Raw genomic sequence first — 14,731 nt, 5'->3', positions numbered from 1 at the left:
TGAAGGGAAGCAGGCGTTGCGATGAACACCCAAAGTCGATTCCCCCGTTACATGGAAGACCAACGTGCCTTTTTCGATCAGCTCATCACCGATGATTGGGCGGACTATGCATCGCAGGAGTGGGATTTCGTTCGTCGACACGAGATCAAGAGGCTGTTCGAGCTTATTCAACCTGCGATGATCCTGGATGTTGGGTGCGGCTGCGGCTTTCACGACCGCGAAATGTCGACATACGAGTTCGTCCGTCAGGTCGATGCGATCGATTATTCGAGCGCGAGCATCGCGAAAGCCGACGAACATTACTCCCACGAAAAGGTAAAGCGTTGGGTTGCCGACGTCAGAGATGTGTCCGTTCCTTCGAGCTATGACCTGGTTGCGAGCTTCCAGGTGTTCGAGCACCTGAGCGACCCCGACGCTTTCCTGGCCCGATGCAGCGATCTCTGCAGAAGCGGTGGTCACGTAGCGATCTTTACCCCGAATCGAAGACGACTTTCCAATATCCGCCGTTGGCTGAGGTTCGAAAAAGCGGAGTTGCTCGATCCTCAGCATTTCAAGGAATATACGACAAGCGAAATTGCCGCTATGGGGGCACGGCATGGCCTGCCATATGCGTATTCGTTTGGATATGGAATGCACGGAGTCTCGAAGGTCGATCAAATGCCCGTCGAGAGACGGCTACGCCTGGGCGAGCTTTTCCCGTTCGTGGCCCATGGCATGTGTGTCATCCTGAAAAAGCCCTGAGGAATCGTGGCCACAGTCGAAGAACAGTCGTTTTCGCTTTCTTCCAGCGAGCGCGAGAGCGTGGCGGCGTATCTGCAATCGATGTACGCAGGCGTTTTCACCGATACCGCGATAGAAGCACATCTCGACAACCACGTGGGTTTTGCGGCATCTGATTACGCGCTGGCAGTGATGTCTCCGCATGTGAAGCGCGGCAGCAGGTTGTTGGATGTCGGCGCCGGTTTTGGCAGCTGCGTGCTGGCCGCGCGCGAACGCGGTTTCGACGCGTATGGAATTGAGACTGCATCGTTCGAAGTCGAGTTCGCCCGTCGGCGGCTGCGAGTGGTGCGCCCGCAAGACGATGCCGAGGATATATATCAACTGGGTAGCTTCCTAGAATTTTCGGCGCCAGCCGCAAGCTTCGACGTCGTTACGTTCTGGAACGTGCTGGAGCACATAGAGGATTTGGACAAGACGCTTTCTGTTGCGCATCATCTCCTGAGAAAAGGCGGGTTGATCTACGTGGTGTGCCCGAACTACTTCGCATGGCGTCTGGAGGCGCATTACCACGTTCCATGGAAGCCAAACCCACTCTTGCCTCGAGAAAAAGCCGTCGCCTATCTGAAGTCGCTCGGCCGCGATCCGACCTTCTTTGAGACCTCGATTTTCAGGCGAACCAACTGGGAAGTCCTTGGCGCACTGGGCCGGCTGGGGTTTGTGCCCAGGGATATCGGAACGCTGCGATCGATGGCGCCATCCCTTGCGAACCTGCCATCCGTACTGCGTCGCCCTGTCGCCTTTTGGCAGTTCTATAATCCATTTCGGCATTCGGTCGTTCTGGCCGCGTCGAAAAACTGAGCGGGATCCGTGTGATGCCAAAGCTTCTCGTGCTGATTCCCGACAGGATCTCGGACATCCTTGTTAAGGGCGAATATCAGCCGCGGTACTACAATCCCGGCGAGGTCTTCGACGAGGTGCATGTTCTCAGCACCACCCCCGACAATCCTGATCTGGCAGCATTCCAGAGAACGGTTGGAAGCGCGAAGCTTCATCTTCATTTCCATCCTGAGGATCCAACCCTGATCTCCTCCTGGCCCGGCATCTTTCAGCGGCGGGCCCTCAATCGCTGGGCCCGCGGCGGTGTGGAGCTTGCGAAGCGCATTGGGGCCGATCTGATCCGGTGTCACGGGGCGGACTGGAATACGTTCCTTGCCAGTCGAATCAGATTCGCGCTCGGCACCCCGTATGTCGTTTCGCTTCACATCAATCCGGACGTCAATGCGGTCCGGCGCATTCTGAAGCCGGGGCTCTCAAGAGGCGAGGCGCGGCACAATGCCTTCTTCGAGTATCTGGAACACGAAGGGCTTGCTCACGCGGATCTGGTGATGCCGGTCTACAAGCCAATCATGCCTTATCTGACGCGCCACGGCATCGAGCGAGCGCGGGTGTGTTACAACGTCTTGAATGGCGACCACCTTCGCAGGAAAACCAACTATCAGCTTGGTGCTGTGCCGCGAATTATTTGTGTAGGGCGGCTTCTTGACGAAAAGGATCCGTCTCCGATCATTCGAGCCGTCGCGTCAATTCCGAAGCTGGAATTGCTTGTCGTTGGCGACGGGCCGAAGCGGGGCGCGCTGGCTGCCCTCGCTATTGAGCTTGGGGTCGCCGACCGGGTCAAGTTTTCGCCGGCGATCGCGAACGACGACCTATGCAAGATGCTGCCGGAGTTCGATCTGTTTGTTGTTCACACCGAATATTGGGAGCTGAACAAGTCCGTCCTTGAGGCGCTTCTGACGGGTCTGCCCGTCGTCATCAACCGCCGCCGAGGTGAGGCCGTTCCCGAGCTTGAGAATGCGGACTTCGTCCGCACAGTTGACAATTCCGCGGCCTCCTATCATGACGCTTTGACCGAGCTTCTGAATGACCACGCGAAGAGGGAAGCGCTTGGCCGCGCGGCGTATGCGCATGCGCAGGAGCACTGGGCACCAGCCACCACTGAAGCGGTTTACGCTGAGGTATATCGCGGCTTTCTGAACAGTCGGATCAATAGCGCGGCCTGATGTCGGGGTCGCTCGCAAACCGAACGCCGGGCTAAGCAGTATGCAGTTTCATTTGGGTGAATTCGGCCCTGTCCGTGTATTCGGTCGCACGTTGGTAATTGTGTGCGCATATCGCGGTGGCGCAAGGCAGGCGTTCGAGAGCCGATTGCACGCGCTTCCTCATGTGGGACCGGTCGTGAGCTGGCTTACGTTGGGTTCATTGCGCCGGCACATCGCCTCATTGCGAGACCATTACGCAAACCCGCGGTCGCTCGATGTACAGCTTGGCATGGTGACCGCGTTGCTTGATCAGGGTACAGTCGAAAGCGTTAGGACGATTTTCGATGTGCGACGATTACCGGATCAGGCACAGTCGCGCCCATCATGGGCGGCGCAGTCGGAAACTGCAGATCTCGCCAGCTGGGTACCCTCGGTCTGCGATGTTGATTCAATCATCCTCGCTTACCCTGATGCGCTCGGCTTGACATTTGGACGACTGGAACGGCGTCTGCTGGCGGCGGGCGCACGCAACGTCGTGGTCTTGACCGGACGCCGGCGCCTCTTCCCGCTCTCACCACGGACGATGCGCTCGTTTCGGTGGCGCCGCCTGCTTGCATCGACCCGAATCGCGGAATTGATGCTTGCCATTGCCATCCTCCCCGTCGCGGCAGCGCTCGCCGGCTACGACTGGCTAAAAGCAGACACTCGGCCGCACCAATGAAAAAAGATGTAACACAACTCAAGTCCGAAATCAGGGACTGGTGGGCTTCTGCGCCGATGACCTACGCGGAGGATCATGGCACGACCCTGTACCACTTGCCGGACGGCGCCGTAGAGAGAGTTGAGATCGGATCTCGCCGGTTTTTTGAACTTGCCGATCGAACGTTTTATCGATGGAACGAACCTCTTCGCGGGGAGGAGGGGCCTTTCGGGCGCATTTTTGATTATCGGCGATATAGCGGCATGCCGGTTTTGGAAATTGGTTGCGGAATGGGCTGCATGGCTATGAATTGGGCGCAGCGGGGCGCACGCGTCACGGCGGTGGATCTCAATCCCGTCGCAGTAGCCCAGACGCGACGACGCTTCGAACTGTTTGGACTGACCGGTGACGTCCGGGAGGTCGATGGCGAGACGCTTCCCTTCGATGATGCAAGTTTTCAATTTGCATATTCATGGGGAGTTCTCCACCACACCCCGGGTATCGCCAAGGCGATCGCGGAACTGTTTCGCGTGCTTGCTCCGGGCGGGGAAATCGGCCTCATGCTCTACAACCGCAATTCCGTCCTCTATCGCTACTCGATCGCTTTTCAGGAAGGTGCCGTTAACGGAGAACGGCTGTTCCTGGATGAACTGGAACTTGCGAGCCGCTACGGAGATGGGGCGCGGGAAGAAGGAAATCCGCACACATGGCCCGTCACCGAACGCGAAGTACGTCGCGACTTGATGCCGATGTTTAACGACCTGAATATTCAGGTTTTCGGGACGGACGTGCCCGACCTGTTGAATACATGGTTTCCACGTCTTTCGAGTTACATGACAAGCGGAATGATCAAGGCGGTAGCTCGCAGATGGGGCTGGAGTCTTTGGATCACGGGCAGGAAGCCGGCGTGATGGTCTCATCAGTGTTCGCGGAAACCAAAGCGTTCGGACGCAGGCTGGCTCGTTACCTCGGTCGGTCGAGCGAGCAACCGCAGGATCCGCTTGCCGTCTATTTTCAGCGCTCCTCGATTTGCGGTCTAAACGGCCTGACTCTCTTTCTTTCGTTTGATTGCGACACCGATTGGGACATCGATGTAGTCGCACAGCTGGATGCGTTCCTGAAAGATCGCAACATAGTCCCGACTTATGCAGTGCCGGGTGCGCAGCTTCAACGCGGTCGCGACGTCTATGCTGGTCTCGCCAGATCGGGCCGCGAGTTCATGAATCATGGCGCCCGCGCTCACGCCGAGTGGAAAGGCGATCAATACGTCCCCGTTACGTTCTATCAGGACATGACGGAAGATGAAATTGTGGCGGACATCGAGCTTGGACATCGGATTGTCCACGATGTCACGGGGACAAGACCGTTTGGCTTCCGGGCGCCGCATTTCGGTGGTTTTCAGCGGGACGAAGATCTTGATCTGATCTATCGGACAATTGGCAGACTAAATTACAGCTATTCGTCGACGACAGTTCCGGAAAAAGCCCTGGTCAATGGTCCGGCCTGGCGGGTCGGTGAAATCATGGAATTGCCGACATCGGGGTCGGCGCGATACCCCCACCTGATCCTCGACACATGGACACAGCTGACCGATCGCCGACAGTATGCACTTGGTGAGTCCTATTATGAGTTGTTTGCCGAGACCCTTGATACATTTGTGCGTGGCGGCAAGAGCGCGCTGTTGACCTGGTATGGCGACCCGTCTCACTCCTGGGGGCAGACAGCGTTTTTGAAGTCGATGGATTTGATCGCGAAACGTGGCATTCCTTCGGTGTCGGGCAGTGACGCTGCAGTTCTTTGCGCGCGAGCGCCCTCGATCGGACCGCAGTCGGCAGCCGTCTAGCCGGCCATCAGAAAGCTCAGACGGACATGTGTGGCATCGTTGGGTGGTTGAATGTCGACTTGTCGGCCGACGCGGCCGAGCGGACGCTTCAGCGTATGTGCTCTTCGATTGAATACCGTGGTCCCGACGATGACGGCATGTTTTTCGACCAGAGCGTCGGGCTTGGTATGCGACGTCTAAGCATCGTGGACGTGGCCGGAGGTCATCAGCCGATATCGAGCGATGATGGCGCGTTGCAACTCGTTTTCAACGGCGAGATCTACAACCATGACGAACTGCGTCGTCGGCTCGCTTCCCGTGGCGCTCAATTTAAAACGCGATCCGATACCGAGGTCATCCTTCGGACATATGAATTCGAGGGGTTGAACGGGTTCAAGTCGTTCAACGGGATGTTTGCGATCGCCCTCTGGGACGGAAGAAGCCGAACTCTCCATCTTGTTCGGGATCGTTTGGGCGTGAAGCCGCTATATTATGCGGTGGATGGAAAGAAGGTTGTCTTTGCGTCCGAGGTGAAGGCGATTTTGGCTTCCCAGCTCGTCGACCGTGAAGTCAATACGCGGGCGCTGTGGGATTTCATCACGTGCCGGTACGTTCCTGCGCCCGAGACGATCTGGTTGAAGGTGTTCAAGCTGAAACCCGGCCACTGGCTGAGTCTCAAGCACGGCGAGAGCGCAAGCGAGCCTCGCCGGTGGTGGGACGTGCCGACCGATTCGGTATCCTGTTGCGATAAGGACGAAGAAGCCGTCGATCAATTTACCAGCCTGTTCGAGAACGCTGTCGACCTCCGCATGGTGGCCGATGTTCCCGTCGGGATTCTGCTCAGCGGCGGCCTTGACTCATCGGCCGTTGCCGCCGCGGCGGCCAGAAAGGGCGCTCGTGTCGAGACTTTTTCGGTCGCCTTTGAAGGAGCGGCGGAGATCGATGAGCGGGGCTACGCGCGCTCGGTCGCAGCGCACCTCGGCACAAAGCATCATGAGGTGGTGATCGGCTCCAGAGAATTCATTGAATTCCTTCCGAGGCTCACACACCTAACTGACGAGCCTCTCGCCGACCTAGCCTCGGTTCCGCTCTTTTACGTGAACAAATTGGCGCGCCAATCAGTGAAGGTCGTCCTTTCCGGAGAGGGAAGCGACGAGATCTTCGGGGGTTACACGTTTGACCGTTGGGTAGCGCAGTGGGACAGCGCGAGAGAGCGCAGGTGGGGGGCTCACGGAGGACCGCTCCGGTCATGGAGCGGACGAGCGTTGCGCGCATTTTCGAGAACTCGGATCGATCCGGTCGTTGAGACCGACCTGCGACGTCTTTCAGAGCCGCTGGTGATGACCAATTTGGCATCGACTGCGGAAAAAGAAAGATGGTTCCGCCAGCCGGTGGTTGCTCCGGATAGCCTGCAGCGAGTCCGTGACGACTTGTCGAGAATCGGTGAGCAGGATCCGTTGAACCAGGCGCTTTACGTATACTGTCAGGACTGGCTGGTCGAAGATCTGCTCATGAAGGCGGATCGGATGTCGATGGCGAATTCGGTTGAATTACGTACCCCTTTTCTTGACTACCGACTTGTCGAATGGGCTTGGAGATTGGCGCCGCGTTTGAAAGTCGGACGCGATGCAGCGGGCCGTTACGCGACCAAGTTGATACTGCGGAAGTACGCGCAAGGGCGACTTCCTGGCTCGGTGATAGACAGGCCGAAGATGGGGTTCCCTGTCCCAGTCTACGGCTGGCTCTCCAACCAGCTTTCCGGTTGGGCCAGCGACGTATTGGGGGGCGATGCCCGCGTCAGGACCTGGTTCCGCGATGAAGCAATTAATGAATTATTGACTGAGGGCATTGATCCCGAAGCTAGTACGCAGGCGCGCCACCGCTTGTGGAATTTGCTGGTGCTGGAGCACTGGATGCAGAGTTGGAAAGCGTGACCCGTCGCCTGCTCGTCGTTTCGTGGGCCATGCCGCCCCTTGTCTATCCGCGGGCAATTCAAGTTTCTCGAACTTTGAAGGAGCTGTCTCGCCGAGGCTGGCTTATAGATGTAATTGCCAAAGAAGCCCTCTTAAACAATTCAGAGAGGCGCGATGATGCGTTTGCGACACAGTACGCCGGATTCTACCGACTACACCCAATTGATATACGCCCGGCAATTGCCAGTGAGAATCGATGGTGGAAGCGCTCCGGTGTCTTGCAGCGCTTGTTGCCGGCAGACGTGGAAGGACGGGCGTGGACGAAGCTGGCCTACCAAAGAGGCCGTGCGTTGATCGATGCCAATATGCCGCAGGCGCTTGTCACGTTTGCCCAGCCATGGTCCGACCATCTCATTGGAATATCGCTCAAGCGGCGCTTCCCCTCATTGCCATGGGTTGCGCATTTCAGTGACCCTTGGGTGGACAGCCCGTATGTCCAGGATGAAGACCGCGGTGTCTTGAACAGATGGCGCACGCAAGAGCGCGAAACCATCCGCCGGGCGGACGGCGTTCTGTTCGTGAACCAAAGAACAGCACAATTGGTAATGTCGAAATATTCGGCCGATTGGGGACAGAGGGTGGATGTTGTTCCTCATGGATTTGATCCGGATTTGCTGCCCTTGTTTCAGAATTGTGAAGCAACATCGTCCCGTTTGAAGTTCGTCTATACGGGATCGATGTTCGAAGGCCTGCGTGATCCCTTGATGCTTTTGGAAGCGCTCGCAATTCTGAAACAAATGATAGAGCCCGAGTTGATGCCGACGTTCGATTTTGTGGGGTCTGGAGACGCTCGATATTCGATACGTGCAAAGGAGCTGGGGATCGATACGATTGCCAGGTTTGGTGAACCCACGCCGTACTTAAAGGCTCTTCAGATCGCCTCCGAAGCCGACGTACTCATTGTCATCGATACGAACGCGGCGGGAAGCGTCTTTTTTCCTAGTAAGGTGGTTGATTATTTGATGTTCGGGAAGCCAATTCTGGCACTGACCGCCCATGGCGGGCAAACGGCCGACATTTTGGCGCCGCTAGGGCACGTTTGTGTAGATGGAACTGATTCGGCGCTGATTGCTGCAGCGATCGCAAAAATGGTGAAGGATCGTTCCGAGATAGCTGCCACGGTAAAGAGTCGTCGCGGCTTGACCGACGATTATCACATTTCGAACACTACGAGACTTCTTGAAGCAGCAATCTTCCGCGCAATCGAGCGGAGACAATCGGTTGCGTAAGAAAATTCACCTTATCGCCGGCGCGCGACCTAATTTTATGAAGATCGCCCCGCTCTTCCACGCTCTGTCGGGGAGCGATTGGGCTCAGCCGGTAATCATCCATACCGGGCAACATAGCGACCGGCTGATGTCTGACGTATTTCTGGAGGAATTGGGTTTGCCTGCGCCCGATTTTAATCTTGCGGTGGGTAGCGGCAGTCATGCCGAGACGACAGCGGCCGTTATGGTGACCTACGAAAAGCTCTGTCAGACGGCGACCCCGGATTACGTCATCGTGGTCGGAGATGTGAATTCCACCATCGCCGCTGCACTGGCGGCCAAGAAACTGCTGCTTTCTGTGGCGCACTTGGAGGCCGGTCTTCGCAGTTTCGACCGAACGATGCCCGAGGAGATCAATCGTGTCGTGACAGATTCGATATCGGATTTGTTGTGGACGCCAAGCGAAGATGCCGACGACAATCTGAGGCAAGAAGGGATCGTCAAGGAAAGGATCGTACGAATCGGGAACATCATGATCGATGCATATGAGATGCTGGCCCCGAGGATCGGCGCGGCCCGGTCGTTTGCCAAGTTTGGACTGGGAAGCCGGGAATATGGGGTCGTGACCTTGCATCGGCCGTCAAATGTTGACGATCCTGCTAAGTTGGCCGAGTTGATGGCTGAGCTTGGCGCGGCTTCTGCGCACATTCCCCTGGTGTTTCCCCTGCATCCGCGCACATCGAGGCGTCTGGCTTCCGAGCGGGGGCGTCCGGGCATCATTTTCACCGATCCCTTGCCCTATATTGAATTCATGAGCCTGGTACAGAACGCGGCGTTGGTCATCACTGATTCCGGGGGCGTTCAGGAAGAGACGTCATATTTGGGCATCCCCTGCCTTACGGTGCGGACGACCACTGAGCGGCCGGTCACCCTGACGAGGGGTACAAACCGGTTGATCAGGCCAGAACTGATCTCTGAAACAGTTGTCGATATCCTGACTGCTCGAAACATCAGCTCGGCGAAGACACAAGAGATTCCGCTGTGGGATGGTCATGCCGCGGAGCGGGCGGCGAAAAGTCTGAGACAACAGTTTGCAATCTGATCGCGACAAGGCTCTCTATGATCTGGTGCGCGACAGCATCGATAAATTCGCAATTGTTCGAGCAAGTATCGTGGCGACGATGCCTATTTCTGGTGAGCTTGCAGATACTTTGCTAGAGATGCCGTCGATTGTTGCGTTGTTTCACAACGTATCGGCGGGACACCGAAAAGGTGAGTTCGCATTCAATCCCGCGAACGGCCCTCCGCCGAATGGACCATCAAGCCTGCCTCGTGACTTAGTCTTGCTCGGAAGGGACCGGTTGGGGACGCGAACCGCTCTTTATTTCGCCCAGCGCGGCGCCCGGCGGGTGCTTGCACACACGGATTGCCACGGGAGCCCAGCGCTTCTCTCGACACATAGTGTTGCCGCAAAAGAAATAGAACGAGCTCTCACAGGAAGAATGACCCAAGGCCTTACGCGCATCGTTATCAAGAGCCCTGCGGTTCGGCGAATTTACGAGACAATGAAGCACATTTCACCTCGAGACTTGGCGCAATGCATTTGCGATGTGCGCGGGGAGCACGCGAAAGTTCCGCAATCCGTGACGCGCGGTCCTGTTGTTCACGCCGTGGGGTCCTTAGGGGCGGGTGGTACGGAGCGGCAGTTGAACGTAGCCGTCGCGAACATGAAGCAAAAGATCGATGACGCAAAGATTCTATGCATCAATCCAAAAGTTGAATCGACCGACTTTTTCGCTGATGGTCTTTCAACTGACCGCATTGAGGTAGTATGGAATATTGGCAGCGGCGAGCATGATCATTTTTTTGCACCTCCGAGCATGTTGCGGTGTGTTCGGTACCTCCGATCGACCTCGCTACCTCCAGAGGTCGCCACGACAGTCTTGGGATTTATTTCTCAGTTTGAACGCTTCAAACCTCGGGTTGTTCACAGTTGGCTAGACTACACGAATGTTTCGGCGGGACTTGCGGCCGTGCTCAGTGGTGTCCCGAGGATAGTTCTTGGCTGCCGCTCAATGGCTCCGTTCCATTTCCCATTGTATAGGCCGTACTTCCATCCGATCTACAACTTGCTGCTTCGTTCGCCGGGGGTTGTCATGACAACGAACAGTCTTGCGGGAGCTAAGGATTACGCCTCTTGGCTCGGAATTAGCCTCAGCGAGATCAAGGTAATTCACAACGCTTTCGATCCCTCCGCTGTAGTTAAGCCATCTCTGGAGGAACTCGGCGCATTTCGCAGAGAATTCAAGCTGGGATCAGATGCCGTTGTGGGCACAGTCGGGCGTTTGGCGGATGAAAAACGCCCATTTTTGTGGCTTGAGGTTGCTTGCGAAGTGCTCAAGCGGCGGCCGCGAACGAAATTCATATGGGTTGGCGGCGGGCCTGTCGAAGCTCTTCTGCGTAAGGAAATTGCCTCGCTTGGTATTGGCGATCGGGTGATCGTTACGGGCTTGCGGAAAGATGTCGGGACCGCGCTGTCAGCGTTTTCGGTATTTTTGCTCACGTCGATTCAGGAGGGGCTTCCCAATGTGTTGATCGAGGCGCAAGCCCACGGGCTTCCGGTCGTCTCAGCGGCTGTTGGCGGCGCCCCGGAGACTTTCCAGGAGGGAGTCACCGGATTGGGCGTACGCGGGAGTCGAGCGGCAGATTACGCTCGGGCCGTCACTCACTTTTTGGATGATGCGGGCGCGATCGCCCTCGCAAAACAACGCGGACCCTTGCTCGTGAGAGAAAGGTTTTCGGTTGATGACGTTGTTGATCAGATGCTGGCGCTTTACCGATTAGAATGATGGTGCTGACGAAATCAGCCCAAGACCCCGCGACAGACTTGCCCGAAAGCGCCCGCCACGCCATTTGGCTTTATCTCTGCTCCGCGTCTGGAGCGCGACGGCCTCATCGCCGGAATTTTCGTCGCACCCCCCAGCGTTCTGGAGCATCCCGAGGGCTGCGGCCGTCGCCTTAATGTCGAGGCTACGAGCTTTTCCGATCCCGGTATTGTGCTCGGATCGAAGACGACTGGTGAGCCCTGACCCGCCAGACACACCAAATGCGCAACTCGATTTCGCCATCACTTCAACCAGACTCAAAGTCGTCGGAAACTATCGATGAAAGCAGTTCAAAAGATAGCACGTGCTCGCGCGATCTACCGCCTGGTGCATGCCGGAAGAAGGCTTTTTGGTCGGACCGATCATGCGGTGGTCGTTCGAGAAGGGCTCACCTATGATCTCGGCTGTCGCAGGGGCTCGATTTTGCGCTCTATCTCGGCGGCATCTACGAACGAAGTACGGCACCTGCCTTCAAAAAGCTGATCAGCCGTCGTCGCTCGTCCTCGATATTTGGAGCGAACATAGGGCCCATACGTTGCGCCTAGCGAAGCTTATAGGTCCTGCGTGCCGGATGCGATCTATTCCAGTTGGCGACTGGTTGGAGGAGCGGAGTTGCACGCGAAGCAACGGGCGATCCAGACGGAGGCGGTCACGTCTTCACAAAAGAGCTGGCAATATCGACGGTTTCGCTATTGCTGAAAGGTTGGCACTGCGGCTAAACAGGCCTCTTAAAAAGACGGCTTCCAGGTGGATTTATCAGTGGCACACGGGCGTAGGATAGCGGTTATAGGCTTGGGATATGTGGGATTGCCCGTGGCAGTTTCGTTCGCCCGAACGCGCGTTCCGGTCGTTGGATTCGACGTGGATGCGACGCGAATTTCCGAGTTGAACGCGGGTCATGACCGCACCCGGGAGGTCGAGAAGGGCGATCTTCGGCACGCGTCCCTATCCTTTTCTGCCGACGTAACGGCGATCCGAGAATCGAATTTCTATATCGTCACCGTCCCAACCCCAATCGACGACGCGCATCGGCCGGATCTCGGTCCAATGATTGCGGCATCACGCTCGGTCGGAAGCGCGCTCAAGAAAGGTGATATCGTCGTCTATGAATCGACTGTCTATCCGGGCGCGGTCGAAGAAGAATGCATTCCAGTACTCGAGCAAGTATCCGCGTTAAAGGCCGGTTCGGATTTCAATGTCGGATATTCGCCGGAGCGTATTAATCCCGGCGACAAGCGGCACCGGTTCGAGACAATCATGAAGGTTGTGTCAGCACAGGACGCGAAGACGCTCGACATCGTTGCTGACGTCTACGGATCGGTCGTGACGGCCGGTGTCCACCGCGCGCCCTCCATTAAAGTAGCCGAAGCAGCCAAGGTCATCGAAAATACACAACGCGATCTCAATATCGCGTTCATGAACGAACTGTCGCTGATCTTCAGAGCCCTCGATATCGATACCGGCGATGTCCTTGCGGCGGCCCGGACAAAATGGAATTTCATGCCGTTTCAGCCGGGACTGGTTGGCGGTCACTGCATTGGCGTTGACCCATATTACCTGACCTATCGTGCCGAAAAAGCAGGGTATCATCCGGAAATCATCCTGGCCGGTCGGCGTATCAACGATGGCATGGGGGAGCGAATCGCGAGGGAATGTGTTCGCGGGCTACTGCGGCGGAAAGACCAGAGGGGACTCGTCACCATTCTGGGGCTGACTTTCAAGGAGGACGTTCCGGATACTCGCAATTCTCGAGTTGTCGATATCATCCGTGAACTGCAGTCATTTGGCCTCTCGGTGCAGGTGCATGATCCCTTGGCGCATGCTGCGGACGCTTGGCAAGAATACGGGGTGAGGCTGACTGAACTCGATGCCCTCCAACCTGCCGACGCCGTTATTCTGGCGGTCGCGCACGATCGCTATATCGATGGCGGCTGGCCGCTTATTCAACAGTTGCTGCAAGACGGCACGGGCCTTGTTCTCGACGTCAAGCTGAAGCTTGACCGCAGCTCGCAGCCGGCCGGCATTGAGGTGTGGCGGCTCTAGGAGCTAGACCGGAGAAAAAGATGTCCGATCGTGCGGTACTAGTCACCGGAGCTGCCGGTTTTATCGGATTTCACGTGGCTCAACGCCTGTTGTCGGCCGGCCGCGAGGTTGTTGGTCTCGATATCGTCAATAATTATTACGATCCGAGGCTCAAGGAAGCTCGCCTCGACATTTTGAAGCGCCACTCTAATTTCAACTTTGTTAAGCTCGATCTGGCCGATCGTGGAATGATGAAGTCGCTCTTTGCGCAGCACCGTTTTCCCATCGTCATTCATCTCGCAGCTCAAGCGGGCGTTCGCTATTCGCTTGAAAACCCTCACGCCTATATCGACGCGAACGTCGAAGGCTTCACGAACGTACTTGAGGGCTGCCGACACAACGCCTGCAAACACCTGCTCTTTGCGTCTTCCTCTTCCGTGTACGGCGCGAACACGAAACTGCCGTTTTCGGCACAGGACAATGTCGATCACCCTATCAGTCTCTATGCCGCGTCGAAGAAGGCCAACGAGCTGATGGCCCACACGTACAGCCATTTGTATAGACTTCCTGCCACCGGTCTACGGTTCTTCACGGTCTATGGCCCTTGGGGTCGCCCAGATATGGCAATGTTTATTTTCGCGAAAGCTATCTTGAGCGGTACTCCGATCAAGTTGTTCAACCATGGTAACATGCGTCGCGATTTTACCTTTGTAGAGGATGTCACCGAGGCGATCGTTCGCCTCATCGATTGCCCACCGCAGGGCAATCCAAACTGGTCCGGCGACGCCCCTGATCCCGCAAGCAGCGCGGCGCCTTGGAAGATCTACAACATAGGCAACAACAATCCTGAAGATATCATGCGCGTAGTTTCGCTTCTGGAGAAGAACTTCGGGCGTACGGCCACCAAAGAGATGTTGCCGATGCAGCCCGGCGATGTGCCGGCAACGTACGCCGACATCGAGGATCTGGCGCGGGACATTGGATTCAGGCCTGCGACCACTATTGAAGACGGCATCGAGCGATTTGCAAAATGGTATCGCGAGTACCACAAGGTTTAGCAGGAGCGACAAAACCGCTGGCAAACCGCAAGTTCGATGTGGTTACGCAAGCGCTTCTCGCGCTTGATAGCGCCGCCCAGTTTTCGAATATTCGCGCATATTCCGTTGATCTTTGTGAAAGCCGCGCGTTCTCGACGCAACCAAAGTCGGACACTCTCCGACGCGAGCCTGAGAGCCAGCGGCGAGTAGATCATGTCGCTATGGTCGATCGACGAAGGCCAATTTGCTCTTCAACTCAAATGGAACGTCTGCCATTGGCGACCTCCCGCTTCGCTTCCTCGAGATCGTTCGTGACCATTTCCTT

At 56.6% G+C, this 14,731-nt stretch carries 12 protein-coding genes; all 12 read left to right on the top strand.

All coding sequences use genetic code 11. The features are described from left to right. Positions 1-21 precede the first annotated feature (21 nt). The 12 genes from CQ13_RS33790 to CQ13_RS33735 all read left to right on the top strand — a co-directional run bounded on the left by CQ13_RS33790 (position 22) and on the right by CQ13_RS33735 (position 14,427). The gene (locus tag CQ13_RS33790; protein WP_082637795.1) at positions 22-741 is read left to right on the top strand and encodes a class I SAM-dependent methyltransferase; all 720 of its coding nucleotides are present in this window, start codon (positions 22-24) and stop codon (positions 739-741) included. A 6-nt stretch (positions 742-747) separates the two neighbouring features. Beyond that, positions 748-1,578 carry a class I SAM-dependent methyltransferase gene (locus CQ13_RS33785; RefSeq protein WP_057847127.1) on the top strand — a complete coding sequence of 277 codons (831 nt, stop codon included), beginning with the start codon at positions 748-750 and terminating at the stop codon, positions 1,576-1,578. 14 nt (positions 1,579-1,592) lie between these two features. Next, a complete protein-coding gene (locus CQ13_RS33780; protein ID WP_057847126.1) occupies positions 1,593-2,780 on the top strand; it encodes a glycosyltransferase family 4 protein in 1,188 nt (395 codons plus the stop codon). A gap of 40 nt (positions 2,781-2,820) precedes the next feature. Then, positions 2,821-3,480 carry a hypothetical protein gene (locus CQ13_RS33775; protein WP_156434065.1) on the top strand — a complete coding sequence of 220 codons (660 nt, stop codon included), beginning with the start codon at positions 2,821-2,823 and terminating at the stop codon, positions 3,478-3,480. Then, on the top strand, positions 3,477-4,370 hold the full coding sequence (locus CQ13_RS33770; protein WP_057847124.1) for a class I SAM-dependent methyltransferase: 894 nt from the start codon (positions 3,477-3,479) through the stop codon (positions 4,368-4,370). Before CQ13_RS33775 ends, CQ13_RS33770 begins: the two co-directional genes overlap by 4 nt. Next, positions 4,328-5,302 (top strand): polysaccharide deacetylase family protein, encoded by a 975-nt coding sequence (locus CQ13_RS33765; RefSeq protein WP_057847123.1) that lies wholly within the window; start codon positions 4,328-4,330, stop codon positions 5,300-5,302. Before CQ13_RS33770 ends, CQ13_RS33765 begins: the two co-directional genes overlap by 43 nt. A gap of 26 nt (positions 5,303-5,328) precedes the next feature. Continuing rightward, complete coding sequence (asnB, locus tag CQ13_RS33760; protein WP_156434064.1) at positions 5,329-7,215, top strand: asparagine synthase (glutamine-hydrolyzing); 1,887 nt, start codon at positions 5,329-5,331, stop codon at positions 7,213-7,215. Beyond that, positions 7,212-8,483, top strand: a complete 1,272-nt coding sequence (locus tag CQ13_RS33755) for a glycosyltransferase (RefSeq protein ID WP_488225906.1) — start codon at positions 7,212-7,214, stop codon at positions 8,481-8,483. The genes asnB and CQ13_RS33755 overlap by 4 nt, the downstream gene beginning before the upstream one ends. Beyond that, complete coding sequence (gene wecB / locus CQ13_RS33750; RefSeq protein ID WP_057847120.1) at positions 8,476-9,564, top strand: non-hydrolyzing UDP-N-acetylglucosamine 2-epimerase; 1,089 nt, start codon at positions 8,476-8,478, stop codon at positions 9,562-9,564. Before CQ13_RS33755 ends, wecB begins: the two co-directional genes overlap by 8 nt. Then, positions 9,554-11,311, top strand: coding sequence for a glycosyltransferase (locus CQ13_RS33745; RefSeq protein ID WP_156434062.1), 1,758 nt, complete (start codon positions 9,554-9,556; stop codon positions 11,309-11,311). The genes wecB and CQ13_RS33745 overlap by 11 nt, the downstream gene beginning before the upstream one ends. A gap of 795 nt (positions 11,312-12,106) precedes the next feature. After that, positions 12,107-13,390 carry a nucleotide sugar dehydrogenase gene (locus tag CQ13_RS33740; protein ID WP_057847118.1) on the top strand — a complete coding sequence of 428 codons (1,284 nt, stop codon included), beginning with the start codon at positions 12,107-12,109 and terminating at the stop codon, positions 13,388-13,390. 20 nt (positions 13,391-13,410) lie between these two features. After that, a complete protein-coding gene (locus CQ13_RS33735; RefSeq protein WP_057847117.1) occupies positions 13,411-14,427 on the top strand; it encodes an NAD-dependent epimerase in 1,017 nt (338 codons plus the stop codon). Positions 14,428-14,731 lie beyond the last annotated feature (304 nt).

Origin of the sequence: Bradyrhizobium retamae (genome assembly GCF_001440415.1) — a bacterium.
GTDB lineage: Bacteria > Pseudomonadota > Alphaproteobacteria > Rhizobiales > Xanthobacteraceae > Bradyrhizobium > Bradyrhizobium retamae.
This window is presented reverse-complemented; position numbering and strand designations above follow the sequence as displayed.

Coding starts and splice junctions, on each gene's coding strand:
- CQ13_RS33790 (WP_082637795.1), top strand. CDS start 22: ATGAACACCCAAAGTCGATTCCCCCGTTACATGGAAGACCAACGTGCC.
- CQ13_RS33770 (WP_057847124.1), top strand. CDS start 3,477: ATGAAAAAAGATGTAACACAACTCAAGTCCGAAATCAGGGACTGGTGG.
- CQ13_RS33775 (WP_156434065.1), top strand. CDS start 2,821: ATGCAGTTTCATTTGGGTGAATTCGGCCCTGTCCGTGTATTCGGTCGC.
- asnB (WP_156434064.1), top strand. CDS start 5,329: ATGTGTGGCATCGTTGGGTGGTTGAATGTCGACTTGTCGGCCGACGCG.
- CQ13_RS33765 (WP_057847123.1), top strand. CDS start 4,328: ATGGGGCTGGAGTCTTTGGATCACGGGCAGGAAGCCGGCGTGATGGTC.
- CQ13_RS33735 (WP_057847117.1), top strand. CDS start 13,411: ATGTCCGATCGTGCGGTACTAGTCACCGGAGCTGCCGGTTTTATCGGA.
- CQ13_RS33780 (WP_057847126.1), top strand. CDS start 1,593: ATGCCAAAGCTTCTCGTGCTGATTCCCGACAGGATCTCGGACATCCTT.